Source organism: Faecalibacterium sp. Marseille-Q3530 (assembly GCF_017377625.1).
Classification (GTDB): Bacteria; Bacillota; Clostridia; order Oscillospirales; family Ruminococcaceae; genus Faecalibacterium; species Faecalibacterium prausnitzii_E.
Window position 1 is genome coordinate 261049 of sequence record NZ_JAFREH010000001.1, and the last position, 16549, is coordinate 277597.

13 protein-coding genes are annotated in these 16549 nt (G+C 62.5%); all 13 read right to left on the reverse strand.

The window, feature by feature from the left end; genetic code table 11:
• Positions 1-26 precede the first annotated feature (26 nt).
• Positions 27-248: a hypothetical protein gene (locus J3350_RS01115; RefSeq protein ID WP_207685406.1), complete on the reverse strand. Its 222-nt coding sequence runs from the start codon at positions 246-248 to the stop codon at positions 27-29.
• A 289-nt stretch (positions 249-537) separates the two neighbouring features.
• Positions 538-2181: a chaperonin GroEL gene (gene groL, locus J3350_RS01120; RefSeq protein WP_097792501.1), complete on the reverse strand. Its 1644-nt coding sequence runs from the start codon at positions 2179-2181 to the stop codon at positions 538-540.
• A gap of 50 nt (positions 2182-2231) precedes the next feature.
• Positions 2232-2519: a co-chaperone GroES gene (gene groES, locus J3350_RS01125; protein WP_055187788.1), complete on the reverse strand. Its 288-nt coding sequence runs from the start codon at positions 2517-2519 to the stop codon at positions 2232-2234.
• Between the two features lie 246 nt (positions 2520-2765).
• Complete coding sequence (locus J3350_RS01130; RefSeq protein ID WP_207685407.1) at positions 2766-3761, reverse strand: diacylglycerol kinase family protein; 996 nt, start codon at positions 3759-3761, stop codon at positions 2766-2768.
• Between the two features lie 85 nt (positions 3762-3846).
• Entirely contained in the window at positions 3847-6159 is a 2313-nt protein-coding gene (locus J3350_RS01135) for an ATP-dependent Clp protease ATP-binding subunit (protein WP_207685408.1), read from the reverse strand.
• 121 nt (positions 6160-6280) lie between these two features.
• Positions 6281-6541, reverse strand: a complete 261-nt coding sequence (locus J3350_RS01140) for a TIGR03905 family TSCPD domain-containing protein (RefSeq protein ID WP_097792504.1) — start codon at positions 6539-6541, stop codon at positions 6281-6283.
• Between the two features lie 47 nt (positions 6542-6588).
• Positions 6589-7434: a PHP domain-containing protein gene (locus tag J3350_RS01145; RefSeq protein ID WP_207685409.1), complete on the reverse strand. Its 846-nt coding sequence runs from the start codon at positions 7432-7434 to the stop codon at positions 6589-6591.
• A 75-nt stretch (positions 7435-7509) separates the two neighbouring features.
• Positions 7510-9786, reverse strand: a complete 2277-nt coding sequence (locus J3350_RS01150) for a hydratase (RefSeq protein WP_207685410.1) — start codon at positions 9784-9786, stop codon at positions 7510-7512.
• Between the two features lie 103 nt (positions 9787-9889).
• The gene (locus tag J3350_RS01155) at positions 9890-11086 is read right to left on the reverse strand and encodes an aspartate kinase (RefSeq protein WP_097792507.1); all 1197 of its coding nucleotides are present in this window, start codon (positions 11084-11086) and stop codon (positions 9890-9892) included.
• 58 nt (positions 11087-11144) lie between these two features.
• The gene (gene thrB / locus J3350_RS01160) at positions 11145-12050 is read right to left on the reverse strand and encodes a homoserine kinase (protein WP_207685411.1); all 906 of its coding nucleotides are present in this window, start codon (positions 12048-12050) and stop codon (positions 11145-11147) included.
• A 19-nt stretch (positions 12051-12069) separates the two neighbouring features.
• Positions 12070-13305, reverse strand: a complete 1236-nt coding sequence (locus J3350_RS01165) for a homoserine dehydrogenase (RefSeq protein WP_207685412.1) — start codon at positions 13303-13305, stop codon at positions 12070-12072.
• A gap of 30 nt (positions 13306-13335) precedes the next feature.
• Positions 13336-13776 (reverse strand): ACT domain-containing protein, encoded by a 441-nt coding sequence (locus J3350_RS01170; RefSeq protein ID WP_055187772.1) that lies wholly within the window; start codon positions 13774-13776, stop codon positions 13336-13338.
• A 165-nt stretch (positions 13777-13941) separates the two neighbouring features.
• Complete coding sequence (locus J3350_RS01175; protein ID WP_370569244.1) at positions 13942-16377, reverse strand: transglycosylase domain-containing protein; 2436 nt, start codon at positions 16375-16377, stop codon at positions 13942-13944.
• Positions 16378-16549 lie beyond the last annotated feature (172 nt).

Here is a 16549-nt window from a genome sequence, read left to right on the forward strand (position 1 = left end):
ACAATCTAGCCACTATAACGCTCCAATCATTGTGGCATGTTTGAATTACGGTATTGCTCTTCAATTTCTTTTATGTTGTAATCCATCAATCCGGGAACGCCCATCTCGCCGCCGCACTCGTTGCAGAATGCTACCGTGATTTCAAAAGTACACTCCTTTTCCCGGATGGTCTGGTTGATTTTGATTTTCTTCAAGGTGTAGCTCGTTTCTCTGCGGCATTCTGTGCAGAAGTCTCTCTGGTTTTCCATGGCGGCGCGCTCCCTTCCGGTTTTACATTCTTTTTTATTATTGTATCCCTACCTTTGTTTTTCGTCAACAATAAAGCCGCTGACAGTCTGCCGCTCGCAGAATCCATCAGTGGGTTTCATGAGTCTTCAAATCCCCTAGACACAAAAAATCGGCACCCGCTTTTCAGCGAGTGCCGATTTTGTTACCCTATCATGCGCTTTGATTTTTGGCGTAAGTGGCGTAAGTTTGGCGTAAATCCGCTTTTGCGCGCTCCAAAAATCAAGGATTCATGCGGTTTTCAGGCAGTTATTAGTACATGCCGCCCATACCGCCCATGTCGCCGCCGGCAGCTGCGGGAGCAGCCGGGGGTTCGGGCAGATCAGCGACCAGGCTCTCGGTGGTCAGCACCATCTCGGCGACGGATGCTGCGTTCTCCAGAGCGGAGCGGGTGACCTTGGTCGGGTCGACGATGCCAGCAGCGATCATGTCGTCCACGAAGACCTCGTTCTGTGCATCGAAGCCGTAGTTGGGCTTGTTGGCAGAGACGATCTTGTCGATGATGACACTGCCTTCCAGACCGGCGTTCTTTGCGATCTGGCGCAGAGGTGCTTCCAGAGCCTTCAGGACGATCTTTGCGCCGGTGCGCTCGTCGCCTTCCAGCGTCTCGCACAGCGCACGGACAGCGGGGATGGCATTGATGGGAGCGGTGCCGCCGCCGGCAACGACGCCTTCCTGAACGGCTGCCTTGGTAGCGTTCAGAGCGTCCTCGATGCGGAGCTTCTTGTCCTTCATCTCGACCTCGGTCGCAGCGCCGACCTTGATGACGGCCACGCCGCCGGCCAGCTTTGCCAGACGCTCCTGCAGCTTCTCGCGGTCAAAGTCGCTGGTCGCAGCCTCGATCTGGTTGCGGATCTGTGCGATGCGGGCTGCGATGGCGTCCTTATCACCTGCACCGCCAACGATGGTGGTGTTCTCCTTGGTGACCTTGACCTGGCGGGCATGGCCCAGCATCTGGACGGTTGCGTCCTTCAGCTCATAGCCCAGATCAGCGGACACGACGGTGCCGCCGGTCAGGGTCGCAATATCCTGCAGCATCTCCTTGCGGCGGTCGCCGAAGCCGGGGGCCTTGACGGCGCAGACGTTCAGGGTGCCGCGCAGGCGGTTGACGATCAGGGTGGACAGAGCCTCGCCCTCGATGTCCTCAGCCACGATCAGCAGCTTCATGCCGTTCTGCATGACCTGCTCCAGCAGGGGGACCAGATCCTGAATGACGCTGATCTTCTTATCGGTGATGAGGATGGCGGCGTTGTCCAGGTCGGCGACCATCTTGTCGGTATCGGTGACCATATACGGGGTCAGATAGCCGCGGTCGAACTGCATGCCTTCGACGATCTCGTTGTAGGTCTCAGCGGTGGTCTTGTTCTCCTCGATGGTGATGACGCCGTCGGAAGTGACCTTTTCCATTGCCTCTGCGATCAGGCGGCCGATCTCCGGGTCACCTGCAGAAATGGTGCCGACACGTGCGATGTCGTTGGCATCCTTGACCTTCTGGCTGTGGGCCTTGATGGTCTCAACGGCGGTGTTGACTGCCTTGCTCATGCCGCGGCGGATGTCCATCGGGTTTGCACCGGCAGTGACGTTCTTCATACCCTCGGTGACCATTGCCTGTGCCAGAACGGTTGCGGTGGTGGTGCCGTCGCCTGCTGCGTCGTTGGTCTTGGTTGCGACCTCACGCACCAGCTGTGCGCCCATGTTCTCGAACTCGTCCTTCAGCTCGATCTCCTTGGCGATGGTCACACCGTCGTTGGTGATGACGGGGGCACCGAACTTCTTGCTCAGCACCACGTTGCGGCCCTTGGGGCCCAGGGTGATCTTTACCGTATTTGCCAGCGTGTCAATGCCAGCGCACAGTGCCTTGCGGGCGTCCTCGCCCTGCTTGATCTGTTTAGCCATAATCCAATCGCTCCTTCAAAAGCTCAATTTCTTACAGTAGAGGGGGAAACTCAGTCTTCCACAACGGCCAGGATATCGCCCTGACGGACGATGGTGCACTCCTCGCCATCCACCTTCACTTCGGTGCCGGAATACTTGCTGGTGAGGACCTTGTCGCCGACCTTCACGGTCATCTTGACTTCCTTGCCGTCCACGACGCCGCCGGGGCCGACTGCGATGACCTCGCACACCTGGGGCTTTTCTTTGGCGCTGCCAGTCAGGATGAGGCCGCCCTTGGTGGTCTCCTCGACCTCAACAGTCTTGATAACAACACGGTCTGCAAGAGGAATGATCTTCATAGTTCTTGCCCTCCTATTATAAAAATAAAATGAAAACATCGTTGTGCCCGGAGGCTCTGGTTTACCGGCTTCCGGTTGTTTAGCACTCCTTTTCTCTGAGTGCTAAGTGTATTGTACTCATCTTGCCCGCAAAAATCAAGAGGTTTCGGAACTTTTTTTGTTAAATATTTATGACGATTTCAAAATCCCTCCGCACCACGTAAAAATCCCTGTGCGGAAGTCCATTCCGCACAGGGATCTTTGCAGTCATTCTGTCACATCGGCCGGTGTGCTGCGCGCTGCACAGAACCGCTCATAGGCAGGCTTCGGCAGCAGGATGCGGCCTGCCAGCGGCTGAAGCGAGGCCGTCACTTCGCCGCAGGGGGCGCACTCGCCGTCCGCCGTGGCCACGATGGGCCCGCGCCCGTCGGCCGGGCGGAGCGACACACGCTTTGCGCGGCGGTAGATGAAATACGGTTTTGCCGCCTCAGTCAGCTGGCCATTCACGAAGTGGCGTCCGTTTTTGTACATGCTCAGCAGCTTGGCAATGGTCAGCCGCCCGACCTTGCGGACGATGAAGACATCCAGCCAGCCGTCGTCGGGCACTGCCTCCGGCCCGGCCAGGAAGCCGCCGCCATACGCCTTGCCGTTGCAGATGGCGCACATCAGGCAGTCCACGGTCAGGGTTTCCTCGTCGATGGTGAAGGTCAGCGTCCGGCCGATGCGGCCGCACAGCTGCTCCACGATGGAGAGCAGATACGCCGCCTCTCCGCCGCACAGCGGGATGCGCCGGAACTTCGGGATCCCATAAGCCACCTGAGCGTCCAGGCCCGCCGCGCAGATGGTGGCGGACAGACCCAGGTTCGTCTGGAGCAGGTCGATGGTCACTTCCCCGCCTGCCAGCTGCGCGTCCAGGTCTGCAAACTCTTCCTTTGTGCCGTAAGTGCGCAGAAAGTCGTTGCCGCTGCCGTAGGGCAGGCATCCGACCGCCGCACCGGGGATGCCCTGCACCCCGGTCATCGCCTCCATAAAGGTGCCGTCGCCTCCGGCGGTATAGATGCGGAGGGGCACACTCTCCGCTGCGGCCTGCTGTGCTGCTGCGCGGGCCAGTTTCCGCGCGTGCCCGGCGTATTCTGTGACGTGGATCGTGACCTCTTCCGGGGCAAGGCCCGCCCGCCGGGCAGCGGCTTCGATCTGCGGAATGAGCTGGGACGTACAGTCCTGCTTGCCCGCAGCGGGGTTCAGTAAAAATAAGGTGCGCATGGCGTCCTCCTGCAATTTCGATTACCTCTATGATAACAGAAATCGCAGGAGTTTCAAGGGGGTCTTTCGGCAGAGCAGCGGATCGTCAGCCGGTGGTCTGCCCCACGGCTGCTGTTTCCGTTTGGAGCAGCGTCACCTGCCCATCGGCTGTGCAGTCGGCCGTCCAGTGCTGGCCGGTGTGGGCGGCACCGGCGGCGATCTGGTCGGCCAGGGCCTGTTCGACGGCGCGGTCCACCTGCCGCCGCAGTTCGCGTGCCCCATAGGGCGAACGCGCCCGCGCTGCCAGTGCCGGGCCTACGCGGGACGTATGGCTCAGCTGATAGCCGCTGTGGGCTGCCCGCTCTTCCAGCTGGCCCAGCAGCTTTTCGGCGATGGCACACAGGCTGTCCTCGGCCAGCGGGCGGAAGACGATCAGCTCATCCAGCCGCCCGACCAGCTCCGGCCGGAACCACTTTTTCGCCTCTTCAATGGCCTGTGCCGACTGCTTTTCGAACACGGCCTCGCTGCCCGCTGCAAAGCCCAGCGGCGCGTTCTGCCCCGCCAGAAAGCGCGCGCCCAGATTGGACGTCAGCAGCACGATGGTGTTGCGGAAATCCGCCTTGCGGCCCATGGCATCGGTGAGCTGGCCGTCCTCCAGAATTTGCAGCAGGATGTTCTGGATGTCCGGGTGTGCCTTTTCGATCTCGTCAAACAGCACGACGCTGTAAGGACGGCGGCGGACGGCCTCGGTCAGCTGCCCGCCCTCATCGTGGCCGAGATAGCCCGGCGGCGCACCCAGCAGTCGGGCCGTGGTGTGCTGCTCCTGATATTCCGACATATCGAACTTGAGCAGGGCTTTCTCACTGCCGAACCAGCTGCGGGCCAGCGCCTTGGCGAGGGCCGTCTTCCCCACACCGGTCGGCCCCAGGAAGAGCAGCGCTCCGATGGGCCGCCCCGGCTCCCCCAGCCCGGTGCGGCTGCGCCGAATGGCACCGGCCACCGCCGCCACCGCTTTCTGCTGGCCGACGATCTCCGCGTTGAGGCGCTCTTCCAGCCGGTCGAGCCGCTCCCGCTCCTTCTCCCCCACCCGCTCGGCGGGGACGCCGCTGGCCTGCGCCACCACGCGGGCGATCTCCTCCCGCGTCAGTTCCGGGTCCCGGATGCCCTCCCGCTCGGCGCGGATGCGGGCGGCGGCACAGGCCTCGTCCACCAGGTCGATGGCCTTATCGGGCAGGCACCGCCCCGGCAGATACCGCACCGAAAGCTCCACGGCCTCCTGCAGGGTCTCCAGCGGCAGGCGCACATTGTGGTAGCGCTCGTAGCGAGGGGCCAGCCCTTCGAGGATGGCCACTGCCTGCTCCGGCGCAGGCTCTTCGATCTGCACCCGGCCAAAGCGGCGTTCCAGCGCGGCATCCTTCTGGATGTGGGTGCGGAACTCCTGATTCGTGGTCGCACCGATGAGCTGCAGCTCCCCGCGGGCCAGCACCGGTTTGAGGATGCTGGCCGCGTCAATGGCACCTTCCGCCGCACCGGCCCCGACAATGGTGTGGAACTCGTCCACGAACAGGATGGCCGTGCCGTCCCGCACCAGTTCTTCCAGCAGGTTCTTGAAGCGCTCTTCAAAGTCGCCGCGGTATTTTGTGCCCGCCACAAGGCTGGCCATATCCAGCGCCAGCAGGCGGCGGCCCTGCAGCATCCGGGGCACCTCGCGGGCTGCAATGCGCTGGGCCAGCCCTTCGGCCAGCGCCGTTTTGCCCACGCCCGGCTCCCCCACCAAACAGGGGTTGTTCTTCTGGCGGCGGCACAGGATCTCCACCATTCGGTCCAGTTCCTTTTCCCGGCAGAACACCGGGTCCAGCTCGCCATCGGCGGCGCGGCGGGTCAGGTCGCGGCAGTATTTGTCGCTGGCGCGGCTCCCGCGCGGCATGGCCGAGGCGCGGGGCTGGCTGGGCAGGATGAACTGCCCCGAAAGCTGGCGGCACTCCCGCACGGCATCCGTCAGCTGGACGCCCATCGATGCCAGCAGCACCCCGGCAGCGCAGTCGGTATCCTCCAGCATAGCGCAGAGCAGGTGTTCCGGCTCAGCGCGGGGCTGGTGGGCATTCTGCGCCCCGATGAGGGCATAATCCATGGCCCGGCGGAGGTCCGGTGCCAGCGCACGGCGGTCCAGATGCTGCACCGGGCCGGGGCGGTCCTCGGCCAGCTGCCGCCGGACGGCCAGCTCGGTGATGTTCTTTCCGGCCAGGAACCGCCCTGCCGCGCCCCGGTCTGTCTGGAGCATGGCGAGGAGAAGGTGGCCGGTATCTGCCTTTTTGCAGCCAAAGCCGCCCGCCAACTCCACTGCCTCGTCCAGCAGCAGCCCCGCCTCCCGCGAAAAGCCCTTGTATCTGCCCATGCCGAATGCTTCCCAAATGCTCATTTGCCTGCTCCCTGTCGTTTGATATGACTCAGCAGAAGTATAGCCCCATCGGGCCGGAAAAAATCAGCAAAAAAGGCCGAACCGCACAAAACATGCAGTTCGGCCTTTGGAACACGGCAGATTACAGCTCTGCCAGCGCCTTTTTCAGGTTCTTTGCGATCTGGTCGGGGCAGCTGGTGGGGCGGGGGCCGCAGGTGGTGCCCTCCATCCGCTCGATGGCGTCCTCTGCCTTCATGCCCTTCAGCAGGCGGCTGATGCCCTTCAGGTTGCCGTTGCAGCCGCCAACGACCTCGATGGACTCGATGGTGTGGTCGTCGTTCAGGACGATCTTGGTCAGCTTGGAGCAGGTGCCCACATTGGGGAACTCGAACGATTTGCTCATATCGGAAACATCCTCTCTTTTTACATTTGGGTGTTTTTATTATACTATTATTTCCGCTTCTGCGCAAGCGCTTCGATCCGGGCGATCTGGTCGTCCGGGGTCGTGCAGGTGCCGACCGGGTGGGGGTGCTTGTGGTTCGAGCCGTGAAAATCTGTGCCGCCGGTGCGGATCAGGCCGTACTGCGCACACAGGGCGATGCACTCGGCGCGGTCTTCCGGGCTGTTGCGGGGGTGGTCCACCTCGATGCCGTCCACCATCCCCTCTTTGACCAGCTCCCGCAGCAGCGGCATGCTCTTGTAGACGGTCGGGTGGGCAAACACCACGACGGCTCCCGCCGCTCTGGCCGTGGCCAGCACCTCCTGCACCGGCGGATACTCCGGCGAGTGCAGCACGATGCCGCGCGGTTCCCAGCCGAACAGCCGGTGGTACTCCTCGCCGTAGATGCCCTCGGCCAGACCCAGCTCACACAGCGCCTGCATGATGCCGCTCTTGAACAGCACCCCGCTGTCCTTTGCATATTCCAGCGCCTGCTCGGTGCGGAACTGCGGGTAGATCTGCTCGATCTCCCGCGCACTTTGCAGGCAGCACTCGTTCCGGCGCTGGCGCATGATGTCGCAGTGGCGGATGAGCTCCGGGCTTTCCGGGTCGGGCCAGAAGGTCAGCAGGTGCACCCGGTGGTGCCGCTCGTAGTCGTAACCGGTCAGCTCAGTGGCCGGGATGAGCCGGACGCCGTCCTGGGTGGGGTGTTCGTAACAGTACCGGACGCTCAGGAGCGTGTCGTGGTCGGAGATGGCCATGGTGTCCAGCCCCACCCGCGCTGCCATCTGGGGCAGGCGTTGGATGGGGACGGAGCCGTCCGAACAGGTGGAATGATTGTGAAGATCGCCGGGCATTGTGTTTCCTCCCATGAAAGCCCAAAAAGCACCCGTCCCAAAAGGGCGAATGCTTTTTCGGCATCGTATCAATACTTAGTGCTTATAGAAATTGATGAGGCAGCCGTCGGCCAGGATCGGGCGTTCGTCCGCAGTCAGCGGAGCCATATACAGGGTGAACGGCTTGACGGCCCCGCCCAGCACATAGGCGGGGATGTTCTGCAAGTCGCCCTTGAGGGCCTCGCGGATGTTGGGGATGAGGATGTAGTCCCCCAGCCCGAACGGGGTGGCCCCGGCCAGCTGGAAGGGCAGCATGCCCCAGTTGATAAGGTTGGAGCGGTAGCGCTTGGTGGCATATTCCACCGCAATGTTCGCCCCGGCCCCCAGCACACGCTGGCAGGACGCCGCCTGCTCACGGGCCGAACCGTCGCCGGGCTTGACGGCGAAGATGGTAGACGAGAGCTGCACATCCTCCCAGGTCAGCTGCTCACAGCCGGGCACGGCGCGGATCTGTTCCAGCAGGGCCGCATCCCCCTGCCCGGCGCGGCGGGCGGCTTCTTCGGCCTGCACGGCCTTGGCGCGGCCCACATAGGCGGGGTCCTTGCGGCTGAGGGTGAACTCCGCCAGACCCAGCGGGTTGGAGCGGTAGGACGAAGTCTCGCCGGAGGGGATGAGCTCATCGGTGGTGGTCACCGGGTCGGTGATATAGGAAGCCACCTTGAGCAGCAGGTTCTCGCCCAGCGGGGCGATCTCCGGCCAGTCCTTGATGTTTGGGCCGAACTTGAGCAGTGCGTCGTAATCGCCGTGGCCGAAGCCCTGATAGACTCTGGTCTCGTAGCTGGACGGGTCGTAGTGGTACTCCGGCACGGTAGGGTCGTAGTCGATCTCAGTGGCCGGTGTCAGGATGCCGCCGTTGACCGTAGTGGCCGCGATGCTGCGGGCATCCATCAGCGCCACCCCGGCCAGCTGCCCGCTGCCGGGCTTGGAGCCCTCGCGGCTGGGGAAGTTGCGGGTGGTATGGCGGATGGACAGTGCCCCGTTGGCGGGCACGTCACCGGCACCGAAGCAGGGGCCGCAGAACGCGGTGCGGATGGTGGCACCACTGGCCATCAGGTCGGTCAGGACGCCGGTGCGGGTCAGCTCCATCATGATGGGCTGGCTGCCGGGGTAAACGCTGAGCGCATAGTCGCCGCATCCGCCGGTGTGGCCCTTGAGGATGGAAGCAGCCTCATAGATGCTGTCGAACAGGCCGCCTGCGCAGCCCGCGATGACGCCCTGATCCACCCGCAGTTTCCCGTTCTCGATCTTGCTGCACAGGTCCAGCTTCACGTCCCTGCGGCCCACGAGCTTCTGGACATTTTCCTCGCAGTCATGCAGGATGTCGTGCAGGTTGGCGTTCAGTTCCTCGATGGTGAACGCATTGGACGGGTGCATGGGCAGTGCGATCATCGGGCGAATCTTCGACAGGTCCACCTGCACCACACCGTCATAGTACGCAAGGTCTGCGGGCTTGAGGGGCTTGTAGTCCCCTGCCCGGCCGTGGGCTGCGAGGAAGTTCCGGGTCTTTTCATCGGTCTCCCAGATGGAGGACAGGCAGGTGGTCTCGGTGGTCATGGCGTCGATGGCGTTGCGGGTATCCTGCCGCAGCGAAGCGATGCCGGGGCCGACAAATTCCATCACCTTGTTCTTGACGTAGCCGCTCTTGAACAGCTCGCCCACCAGTGCAATGGCCACATCGTGGGGGCCGCAGCCCGCAGGCAGCGCACCCGTCAGATAGATGGCGACCACGCCGGGGCGGGCCACATCGTAGGTGCGGCCCAGCAGCTGCTTTGCCAGCTCACCGCCGCCCTCACCGATGGCCATAGTGCCCAGCGCACCATAGCGGGTGTGGGAGTCCGAACCCAAGATCATCTTGCCGCAGCCCGCGAACCGCTCGCGCATGTACTGGTGGATGACCGCCAGATGGGGCGGCACGAAGATGCCGCCGTACTTTTTGGCTGCGGACAGGCCGAACCGGTGGTCGTCCTCGTTGATGGTGCCGCCTACGGCGCACAGGCTGTTGTGGCAGTTGGTGAGCACATACGGGATGGGGAACTTTTCCAGGCCCGATGCGCGGGCCGTCTGGATGATGCCCACAAAGGTGATGTCATGGCTGGCCATGGCGTCGAACTTGATTTTCAGGTTCTGGTCATCGCCGCTGGTGTTGTGTGCCGTCAGGATGCCGTAGGCCATGGTGCCCTTGGGGGCATCCGCCACAGCGGCGGCATCAAAACCCTGCGCAGCCAGTGCCGCCGGGGCGTCTGCATCTGCGTTGACCCATGCGCCGCGCACATAGTACGCGCCGCCCGTGCTGCATTTGATGGATTCCAACATTTTCCTTCGCCTCTCTCTATCAGACCGGGGCTTTTCCCGCCTTTCCCTGCGGACGCCCTGGAGCCGGAGCCCTTACACCGCGGCTCCGCACTTCCGATGGTTCTTAGTCGAACAGCATCTCGTGGATGGCGCTGACGGCCTTGTCGGCGTCGTTGCGGTCGATGATGCAGGAGATCTTGATCTCGCTGGTGGAGATCATCTTGATGTTGATGTTGTTGTTCGACAGTGCCTCGAACATCTTGGAAGCAACGCCGCTGTGGCTCTGCATACCGGCGCCCACGATGGAGACCTTGGCGCAGGTCTCGTCACAGGTGGCGTTCTGGAACTTGCCGCTGTCCTTCAGCACACGCAGTGCGGTGTCTGCTTCGCCCTCGGAGCAGGTGAAGGAGATATCCTTCTTGCCGTCGCGGCCGGTGGACTGCAGGATGATATCCACGTTGATGTTCTTCTGGGCCAGCAGGCCGAAGATCTTGAAGCTCGTGCCCGGCTCATCGGGAACATTCAGAATCGTAATAACAGCAACGTCGGTGTCCTTTGCGACGCCCTTGATCAGCATACCTTCCATTTTCGTAACCTCCTTGACGACCGTACCCGGAATCGGGTTCAGGCTGGAAAGCACTTCCAGCTCCACGTTATACTTTTTGGCCAGCTCCACGCTGCGGTTGTTGAGCACCTGTGCGCCGAGGGAGGCCAGCTCCAGCATCTCGTCGAAGGTGATCTCCTCCAGCTTGCGGGTGTTGCGCACCTTGCGCGGGTCGGCGGTGTAAACGCCCTCCACGTCGGTGAAGATCTGGCAGCGGTCTGCATGAAGCGCCGCCGCGATGGCAACGGCGCTGGTGTCGGAACCGCCGCGGCCCAGGGTGGTGATGTCATCCAGCTTGTTCAGGCCCTGGAAGCCTGCCACGACGACCACGCGGTTGCGCTCCAGCTCGGAGGAGATGCGCTCGGTCTCCAGCCGGGTGATGCGAGCCTTGGTGTAAGCACGGTCGGTGCGGAAGCCTGCCTGCCAGCCGGTCAGGCTGGTGGCATGGCAGCCCAGCTCGTTCAGGGCCATGGCCAGCAGCGAGATGCTGATCTCCTCACCCGCTGCCAGCAGCATATCCATCTCACGTGCGGAGGGGTTGTGGGTGATCTCCGCTGCTTTTGCGATCAGGTCGTCGGTGGTATCGCCCTGGGCGGACACCACGACCACCACGTCATTGCCTGCGTTGTGGGTATTGGCCACGATGCGGGCCACGTTGAAAATACGGTCCCGGTCCTTCACGGAAGAACCGCCGAACTTCTGTACGATCAACGCCATAGTTTGTCACTCTCCTCTTCTTCTGCCCTGCTTTTCTGCGCAGGGCGTACGCCTAATATCATTCCACGGTTGCGCCGGTATTATCTGCATCCAGGCGCAGCAGCGTAAATGCTTCACATCCGTCCAGCCCTTCCAGCTGTTCGAGGCCTGCCTCCAGGCCCTTGTAAAATTCCTCTGCGTCGGCGCGCTCGGCCACCGCCATCACGGTGGAACCGGCACCGGACACATACACGGCCTTTGCCCCGCACTGCTTTGCCAGCGCGAAGGCTTCCTTCGAGCCGGGCATCAGCGGCATCCGGTAGGGCTGATGCAGCTTATCCTCCGTTGCAATGGCCAGCAGCTCGTGGCGGCCCTCACAGAAGGCCGCAGGCACCAGCGCTGCGCGCGACAGGTTGTAGACCGCATCCTTGTGGGAGACCTGCTTCGGCAGGGCTGCGCGGGCGGCCTCGGTCAGGAGCTTGTAGTCCGGCACGATGGCCGCGAAGCAGAGGCTCTGATCCACATCCCGCTTGACGGAGTAGACCACGCCGTCCTCGTAGACACTGCTGGTCAGGCCGCCGAGCAGGGCCGGTGCCACATTGTCCGGGTGGCCCTCGATGCTGGTGGCCAGGGTCAGCAGCTCCTGGGTGTTCAGGATATCGCCCAGCATCCGGTTGGCCCCCAGCAGGCCCGCAATGATGCAGGCCGACGAGGAGCCCAGACCACGTGCCATGGGGATGGGGTTGGTCTGCACGATGCGGAGCGGCGGGATCTTCTTCCCCACCTTGTCGAACAGGCCCTTGGCCGAGCGGTAGACCAGGTTGGACTCGTTGCGGGGGATGCGGGTCCCATCCGCTGCCGAGATGTCCAGCTTCTCGCTCTCTTCAAAGGTCACGGTATTGTACAGGGTCACCGCCAGGCCCAGGGCATCGAAGCCGGAGCCGACATTGGCGCTGGTGGCCGGGACAGAGACTTTGATCTTCATGATGGCTGCACCTTTCCTTTTATGCTTCCTCCGGCAGACGCTTGAGCAGCAGCTTCACGCTGCCGCCCACGGCCTCCACCTTCCGGGCTGCTTCGGCCAGCGCTCTGGCGTCGGCCTTCTCCACGAAGTACGAGCAGCCGTCGAACCGCTCCTCCACGACCTTTCCGGTGCCGTAGATGGCCTCCACCACAGCCGGTGCAATGCCTGCCACACGCACATAATATGCGGCGGGCGCGGGGTCGGTGAGCATCCCCTCCACCGGCTCGGCAGGCTGCCAGAACAGGCTGTCGTGGACCTTGGAGCCTTCCTTGATGGCATCCACCACATCGGCCACCACGGCGCTGGCGGTGGGCAGCTTGCCCGCGCCCTTGCCGTAGAAGATGACGTCGCCCAGCATATCGCCCTTGACCAGAACGGCATTGAAGACGTCGTCCACGCCGGCCAGCTGGTTCGACCGGGGCACCAGGCAGGGCTCCACGCCTGCGGCCACGCTGCCGTCGCCGCCCCGCTTCATCCAGGCGATGAGCTTGATGACGCAGCCCAGTTTCTCCGCCGCCGCCACATCAGCGATGGTAATCTCGCGGATGCCGCGGGTGGGGATGTTCTGGGGGTAGATCTGGTGGCCGCAGACCAGCGAGGACAGGATGGCGATCTTGCGGCAGGCATCGCGGCCGTCCACATCGTCGCCGGGGTCTTTGGTCTCGGCATAGCCAAGCTCCTGTGCGATCTTCAGCGCCTCGTCAAAGCCCAGATTCTCGTGGATCATCTTGGTCAGCATGAAGTTGGTGGTGCCGTTGACGATGCCCTCCACCTCAGTGATGACGTTGGCCGCGAGGCACTGGTGCATCGGGGTGATGATGGGGGTGCCGCCGCCGACCGAGGCCTCGAACAGGAAAGCGCAATCGTGCGCCTTGGCCAGACCCAGCAGCTCGGCACCGTAGGTGGCCACCATCTCCTTGTTGGAGGTGCAGACGCTGCGGCCGCTCTCCAGGCAGGCTTTCACATACGGGTATGCGAACCGGGTGCCGCCGATGGTCTCGACCACCACCTTGATCTCCGGGTCTTCCAGAATGGTGTCGAAGTTCTTGATGAAGAGATGCGCGGCCGGGTGGCCGGAGAAATCCTTGGGGTCGAGGATGTACTTCACCTCAACGGGCTCCCCTGCCCGGCGGGAAACACCCGCTGCATTGCGGCACAGCACCTCGTACACACCGCTGCCAACCGTGCCAAAACCTAAGATCGCGATCTTTGCCATGGTAAACCCTCGTTCCTCTCTCTTAGTTGTTTACAGATTGTATCCACAGTGCACACCGACGACCATCCGCTGTCGGGAGAGCTTTTCGGTCAGTTCCTCCGGGGTCATCTGCATCGTGTCGGTGCGGATGGTGACAGCCACCAGCGCAGCGCCATTTTCCGGCGTGGACTGGTTGATGGTCACGATGCTGGCTCCTGCGGCACTGATGCCGGCCAGCAGACTTTGCAGCGCACCGGTCTCGTCCCGCAGGGTGGCCATCACGGTGATGACCTCGCGGCCGTTTTCGGAGTCAAAAATGCAGTCTTTGTATTTATAGAAAGCACTGCGCGACAGGTCTACGCTGCGGGTCGCAGCCGAAATGCTGCGCGCCTCCCCGCTGGCCAGAAGCTCCTTGGCCTTGACGACCTTCAGGAAGACTTCCGGCAGGACCTGTGCATCCACCAGATAAAAGCGGCGTTCCAACTTGTTCACCTCACAAACACAAGTGTTCTTGCAGAGAATATAATAACATCCGGCCCCCTGCATTGCAAGAGGCCGGATGTGTTTTTGTCAGATTGTCCAGTTTTGATGCGTGAAGTGGCGCATCGCCTTGCCGGAATGGCACCCATCCCATGGGAAAAAGTATGAGTTTTGCGCTCAGTCGGTGTCGAGACCGGAAGTGTCCGCCGGGATGGTGGTCTGGTCGGCTGCGGGCTGGGCCGCCTGCGTCACGCCCGAAGAGTGGGAGTAATTGCAGGTATCGGGCAGGTCGTCCGCACGGTAATAACCAGTAGCGCGGCTGGGGCAGTTGGGGCCTGCCAGCAGACCGCTCTGGGTGCAGTAGGCGCGCTCCACCACGCCGTCTGCCGCCGGGAACGCCTTATAGGGCAGGTTCTTCTGGACCTCTTCCATATAGGCCTTCCACGCCGTGACGCAGGTGCGGGTCTTGGCCTGATTCTTGCTCAGGGTGTTGGTCATATCATACGGCGCATCGTAGCCCCACCACACAGCGGTGACGTAATACGGGGTGCCGCCCACGAACCACAGATCCTTTTCGTCGCTGGCCGTACCGGTCTTGCCGAAGGACTCCATGCCGTTGGAGTTGGGGTAGCGGCCGCTGGCCGTACCGACGTTGGAGTACAGGACGTTCTTCAGCAGGCGGTTCATGACATAGGCCGTCTGCGGGGTCAGGGCCTGATAGCTGGTGGAGTTGTTTTCCAGATAGATGTTGCCGTCACGGTCCAGCACACGGGTGTACAGATGCGGGGTGGTGTACTGGCCGTCGTAGAAGATCTGGAAGGCTGCGGCCAGCGCCGTGGGCGTGACGCCGTGGGTCTGGCTGCCCATGACCATCTGGGCAAGGCCGACGTCGCTGGAGGGGTCCAGCGTGTCCAGCTGCAAGGTATTATAGACGAAATTGAAGATGTTGCTTGCGCCCACCAGGTCGCCCACGCGGATGGCGATGGTGTTCAGCGAGCGGGCCAGACCGTTCCACAGCGGCAGGTCGGAGTTGTCGCCGTAGTTGCCGCCATAGTTGCGGGGCCAGCTGCGCCATGCGTTGGGGTAGGCCTTCAGCTGGGTGTCGGACATGCCCATCAGGCCGTTCTTTCGGCAGTACTCCTCATCGCGGATGACCATATCCTGCTTGAGGTAGAGGGGCGAGTTGTTCAGCATGGTGGACCAGTTGACAAGGCCGTACTCGATGCCCAGAGCGTAGGCGCCGATGGGCTTGATGGTCGAACCGGTCTGCCGGGTGACGCTGTAAGCACGGTTCAGGGAGAGGCTCTTGGTCTTCTTGCCCAGACCGCCCACCATGGCCAGCACATTGCCGTCATAGTCCAGGGTGACCATGGCCGCCTGGGTGCGGACATTGCGGTAATAGTAGACCGTGCCGTCGTCGCCGGTGCGGGTCTTGGGGGTGCCGTCCTCGTTCATCACCTGCACATCGTCGTCCGAGATGGAGGTGACTTCTTCCTCATGCCAGCCTGCCGGGAAATAGGCATCGTCGGTGTTGAGCATGAGATTCTCCATGGCGGTCTGCATCTTGGGGTTGACGGTGGCTTCGATGGTGTAGCCGCCGGTGTAGAGCATGTTCTGGGCCGTGGCTTCGTCCACGCCCTCCTTCTCCATGATGTCGCCGACCACCTCGTTGAACAGAGCATCGGTGAAGTAGCTGGTCACGGAGGAGGTGTTCTTCTTGCTGGTATCCTCCGCCAGCACCAGCGGCTGGGCAGCGGCGTTCCGGTAGTCATCCTCCGAGATCACGCCCTGCTGCCACATATTATACAGGATGAAATTGCGGCGGTGGATCAGGTTTTCGGGGTTCGTATAAGGGTTGTAGTTGGTGGGGTTCTTGGTGATGGACGCAATGGCCGCGCACTCCCACAGGGTGAGCTGGCTGACGTCCTTGTTGAAGTATTCGTTTGCCGCCGTCTGGACGCCCTGGATCGTGCCGGTGAAGCTGATGGTGTTCAGGTAGGCTTCCAGAATGGTCTCCTTGGAGTAGGTGCGGCTCAGGCAGAGGGCGCGGTAGATCTCGCGCACCTTGCGCAGGGCACCCCCGATGCCGCTGGCGCTCTTGTCCGAGGTCAGGTTCTTGATGAGCTGCTGTTCCAGCGTAGACGCGCCCTGCTTGGAGCTGTAGATCGGCAGCACATACTCGTTGACCATGGCACCGATGGTGCGCTTGAAGTTGACGCCCGGCTCATTGTAGAAATCTTTGTCCTCGGTGCAGATGAACGCATACTGTAGGTTGGTGGGGATCTGCTCCAGGTCTGCCCAGACACGGTGGCTGTTGGAGGAACGCAGGGTGGCGTACTCCACCTGTGCCCCGGTGTCGGGGTCGGTGGCCACCACCGTGCTGGACTGGCTCAGCTCGATGTTATCCAGATTCAGCAGGTCGCCGTCGTTGGCCGTGGCCTGCACCGCGTAATAGACCATGCCCACCATCAGCAGGCTGCCCGCCATGATGCCCAGACAGATCAGCATCGCGAGGGTGCGGCCCAGGAACCGCAGCAGGGGGTGCCTGCTCTTCTCCTTCGGCTCCTTGGGGGGCTTCCCGCTGGGAGCCGGGTCCCGGCGGCTGTTGTTCACATTGACTTGACGTCCCACGGAAGGCTGGGGTTCTCTCTTTGCCCCGCTCTGGTGGATCTTTCTTGGTTCGATATGGATCGCCTCCTGACCGGCCACTGGGCCGATGATTCGCTGGTTATACGACAAGCTGCCCCGCCCGGTCCGACCGGCAAAAGAGCAGAATTTTCCCCGG

Excerpts from the sequence above, each read along its gene's own strand:
- J3350_RS01115 (WP_207685406.1), bottom strand. The coding sequence starts at position 248 with ATGGAAAACCAGAGAGACTTCTGCACAGAATGCCGCAGAGAAACGAGC.
- groES (WP_055187788.1), bottom strand. The coding sequence starts at position 2,519 with ATGAAGATCATTCCTCTTGCAGACCGTGTTGTTATCAAGACTGTTGAG.
- J3350_RS01135 (WP_207685408.1), bottom strand. The coding sequence starts at position 6,159 with ATGAGCATTTGGGAAGCATTCGGCATGGGCAGATACAAGGGCTTTTCG.
- thrB (WP_207685411.1), bottom strand. The coding sequence starts at position 12,050 with ATGAAGATCAAAGTCTCTGTCCCGGCCACCAGCGCCAATGTCGGCTCC.
- J3350_RS01150 (WP_207685410.1), bottom strand. The coding sequence starts at position 9,786 with ATGTTGGAATCCATCAAATGCAGCACGGGCGGCGCGTACTATGTGCGC.
- J3350_RS01140 (WP_097792504.1), bottom strand. The coding sequence starts at position 6,541 with ATGAGCAAATCGTTCGAGTTCCCCAATGTGGGCACCTGCTCCAAGCTG.
- J3350_RS01155 (WP_097792507.1), bottom strand. The coding sequence starts at position 11,086 with ATGGCGTTGATCGTACAGAAGTTCGGCGGTTCTTCCGTGAAGGACCGG.
- J3350_RS01145 (WP_207685409.1), bottom strand. The coding sequence starts at position 7,434 with ATGCCCGGCGATCTTCACAATCATTCCACCTGTTCGGACGGCTCCGTC.
- J3350_RS01165 (WP_207685412.1), bottom strand. The coding sequence starts at position 13,305 with ATGGCAAAGATCGCGATCTTAGGTTTTGGCACGGTTGGCAGCGGTGTG.
- J3350_RS01130 (WP_207685407.1), bottom strand. The coding sequence starts at position 3,761 with ATGCGCACCTTATTTTTACTGAACCCCGCTGCGGGCAAGCAGGACTGT.
- groL (WP_097792501.1), bottom strand. The coding sequence starts at position 2,181 with ATGGCTAAACAGATCAAGCAGGGCGAGGACGCCCGCAAGGCACTGTGC.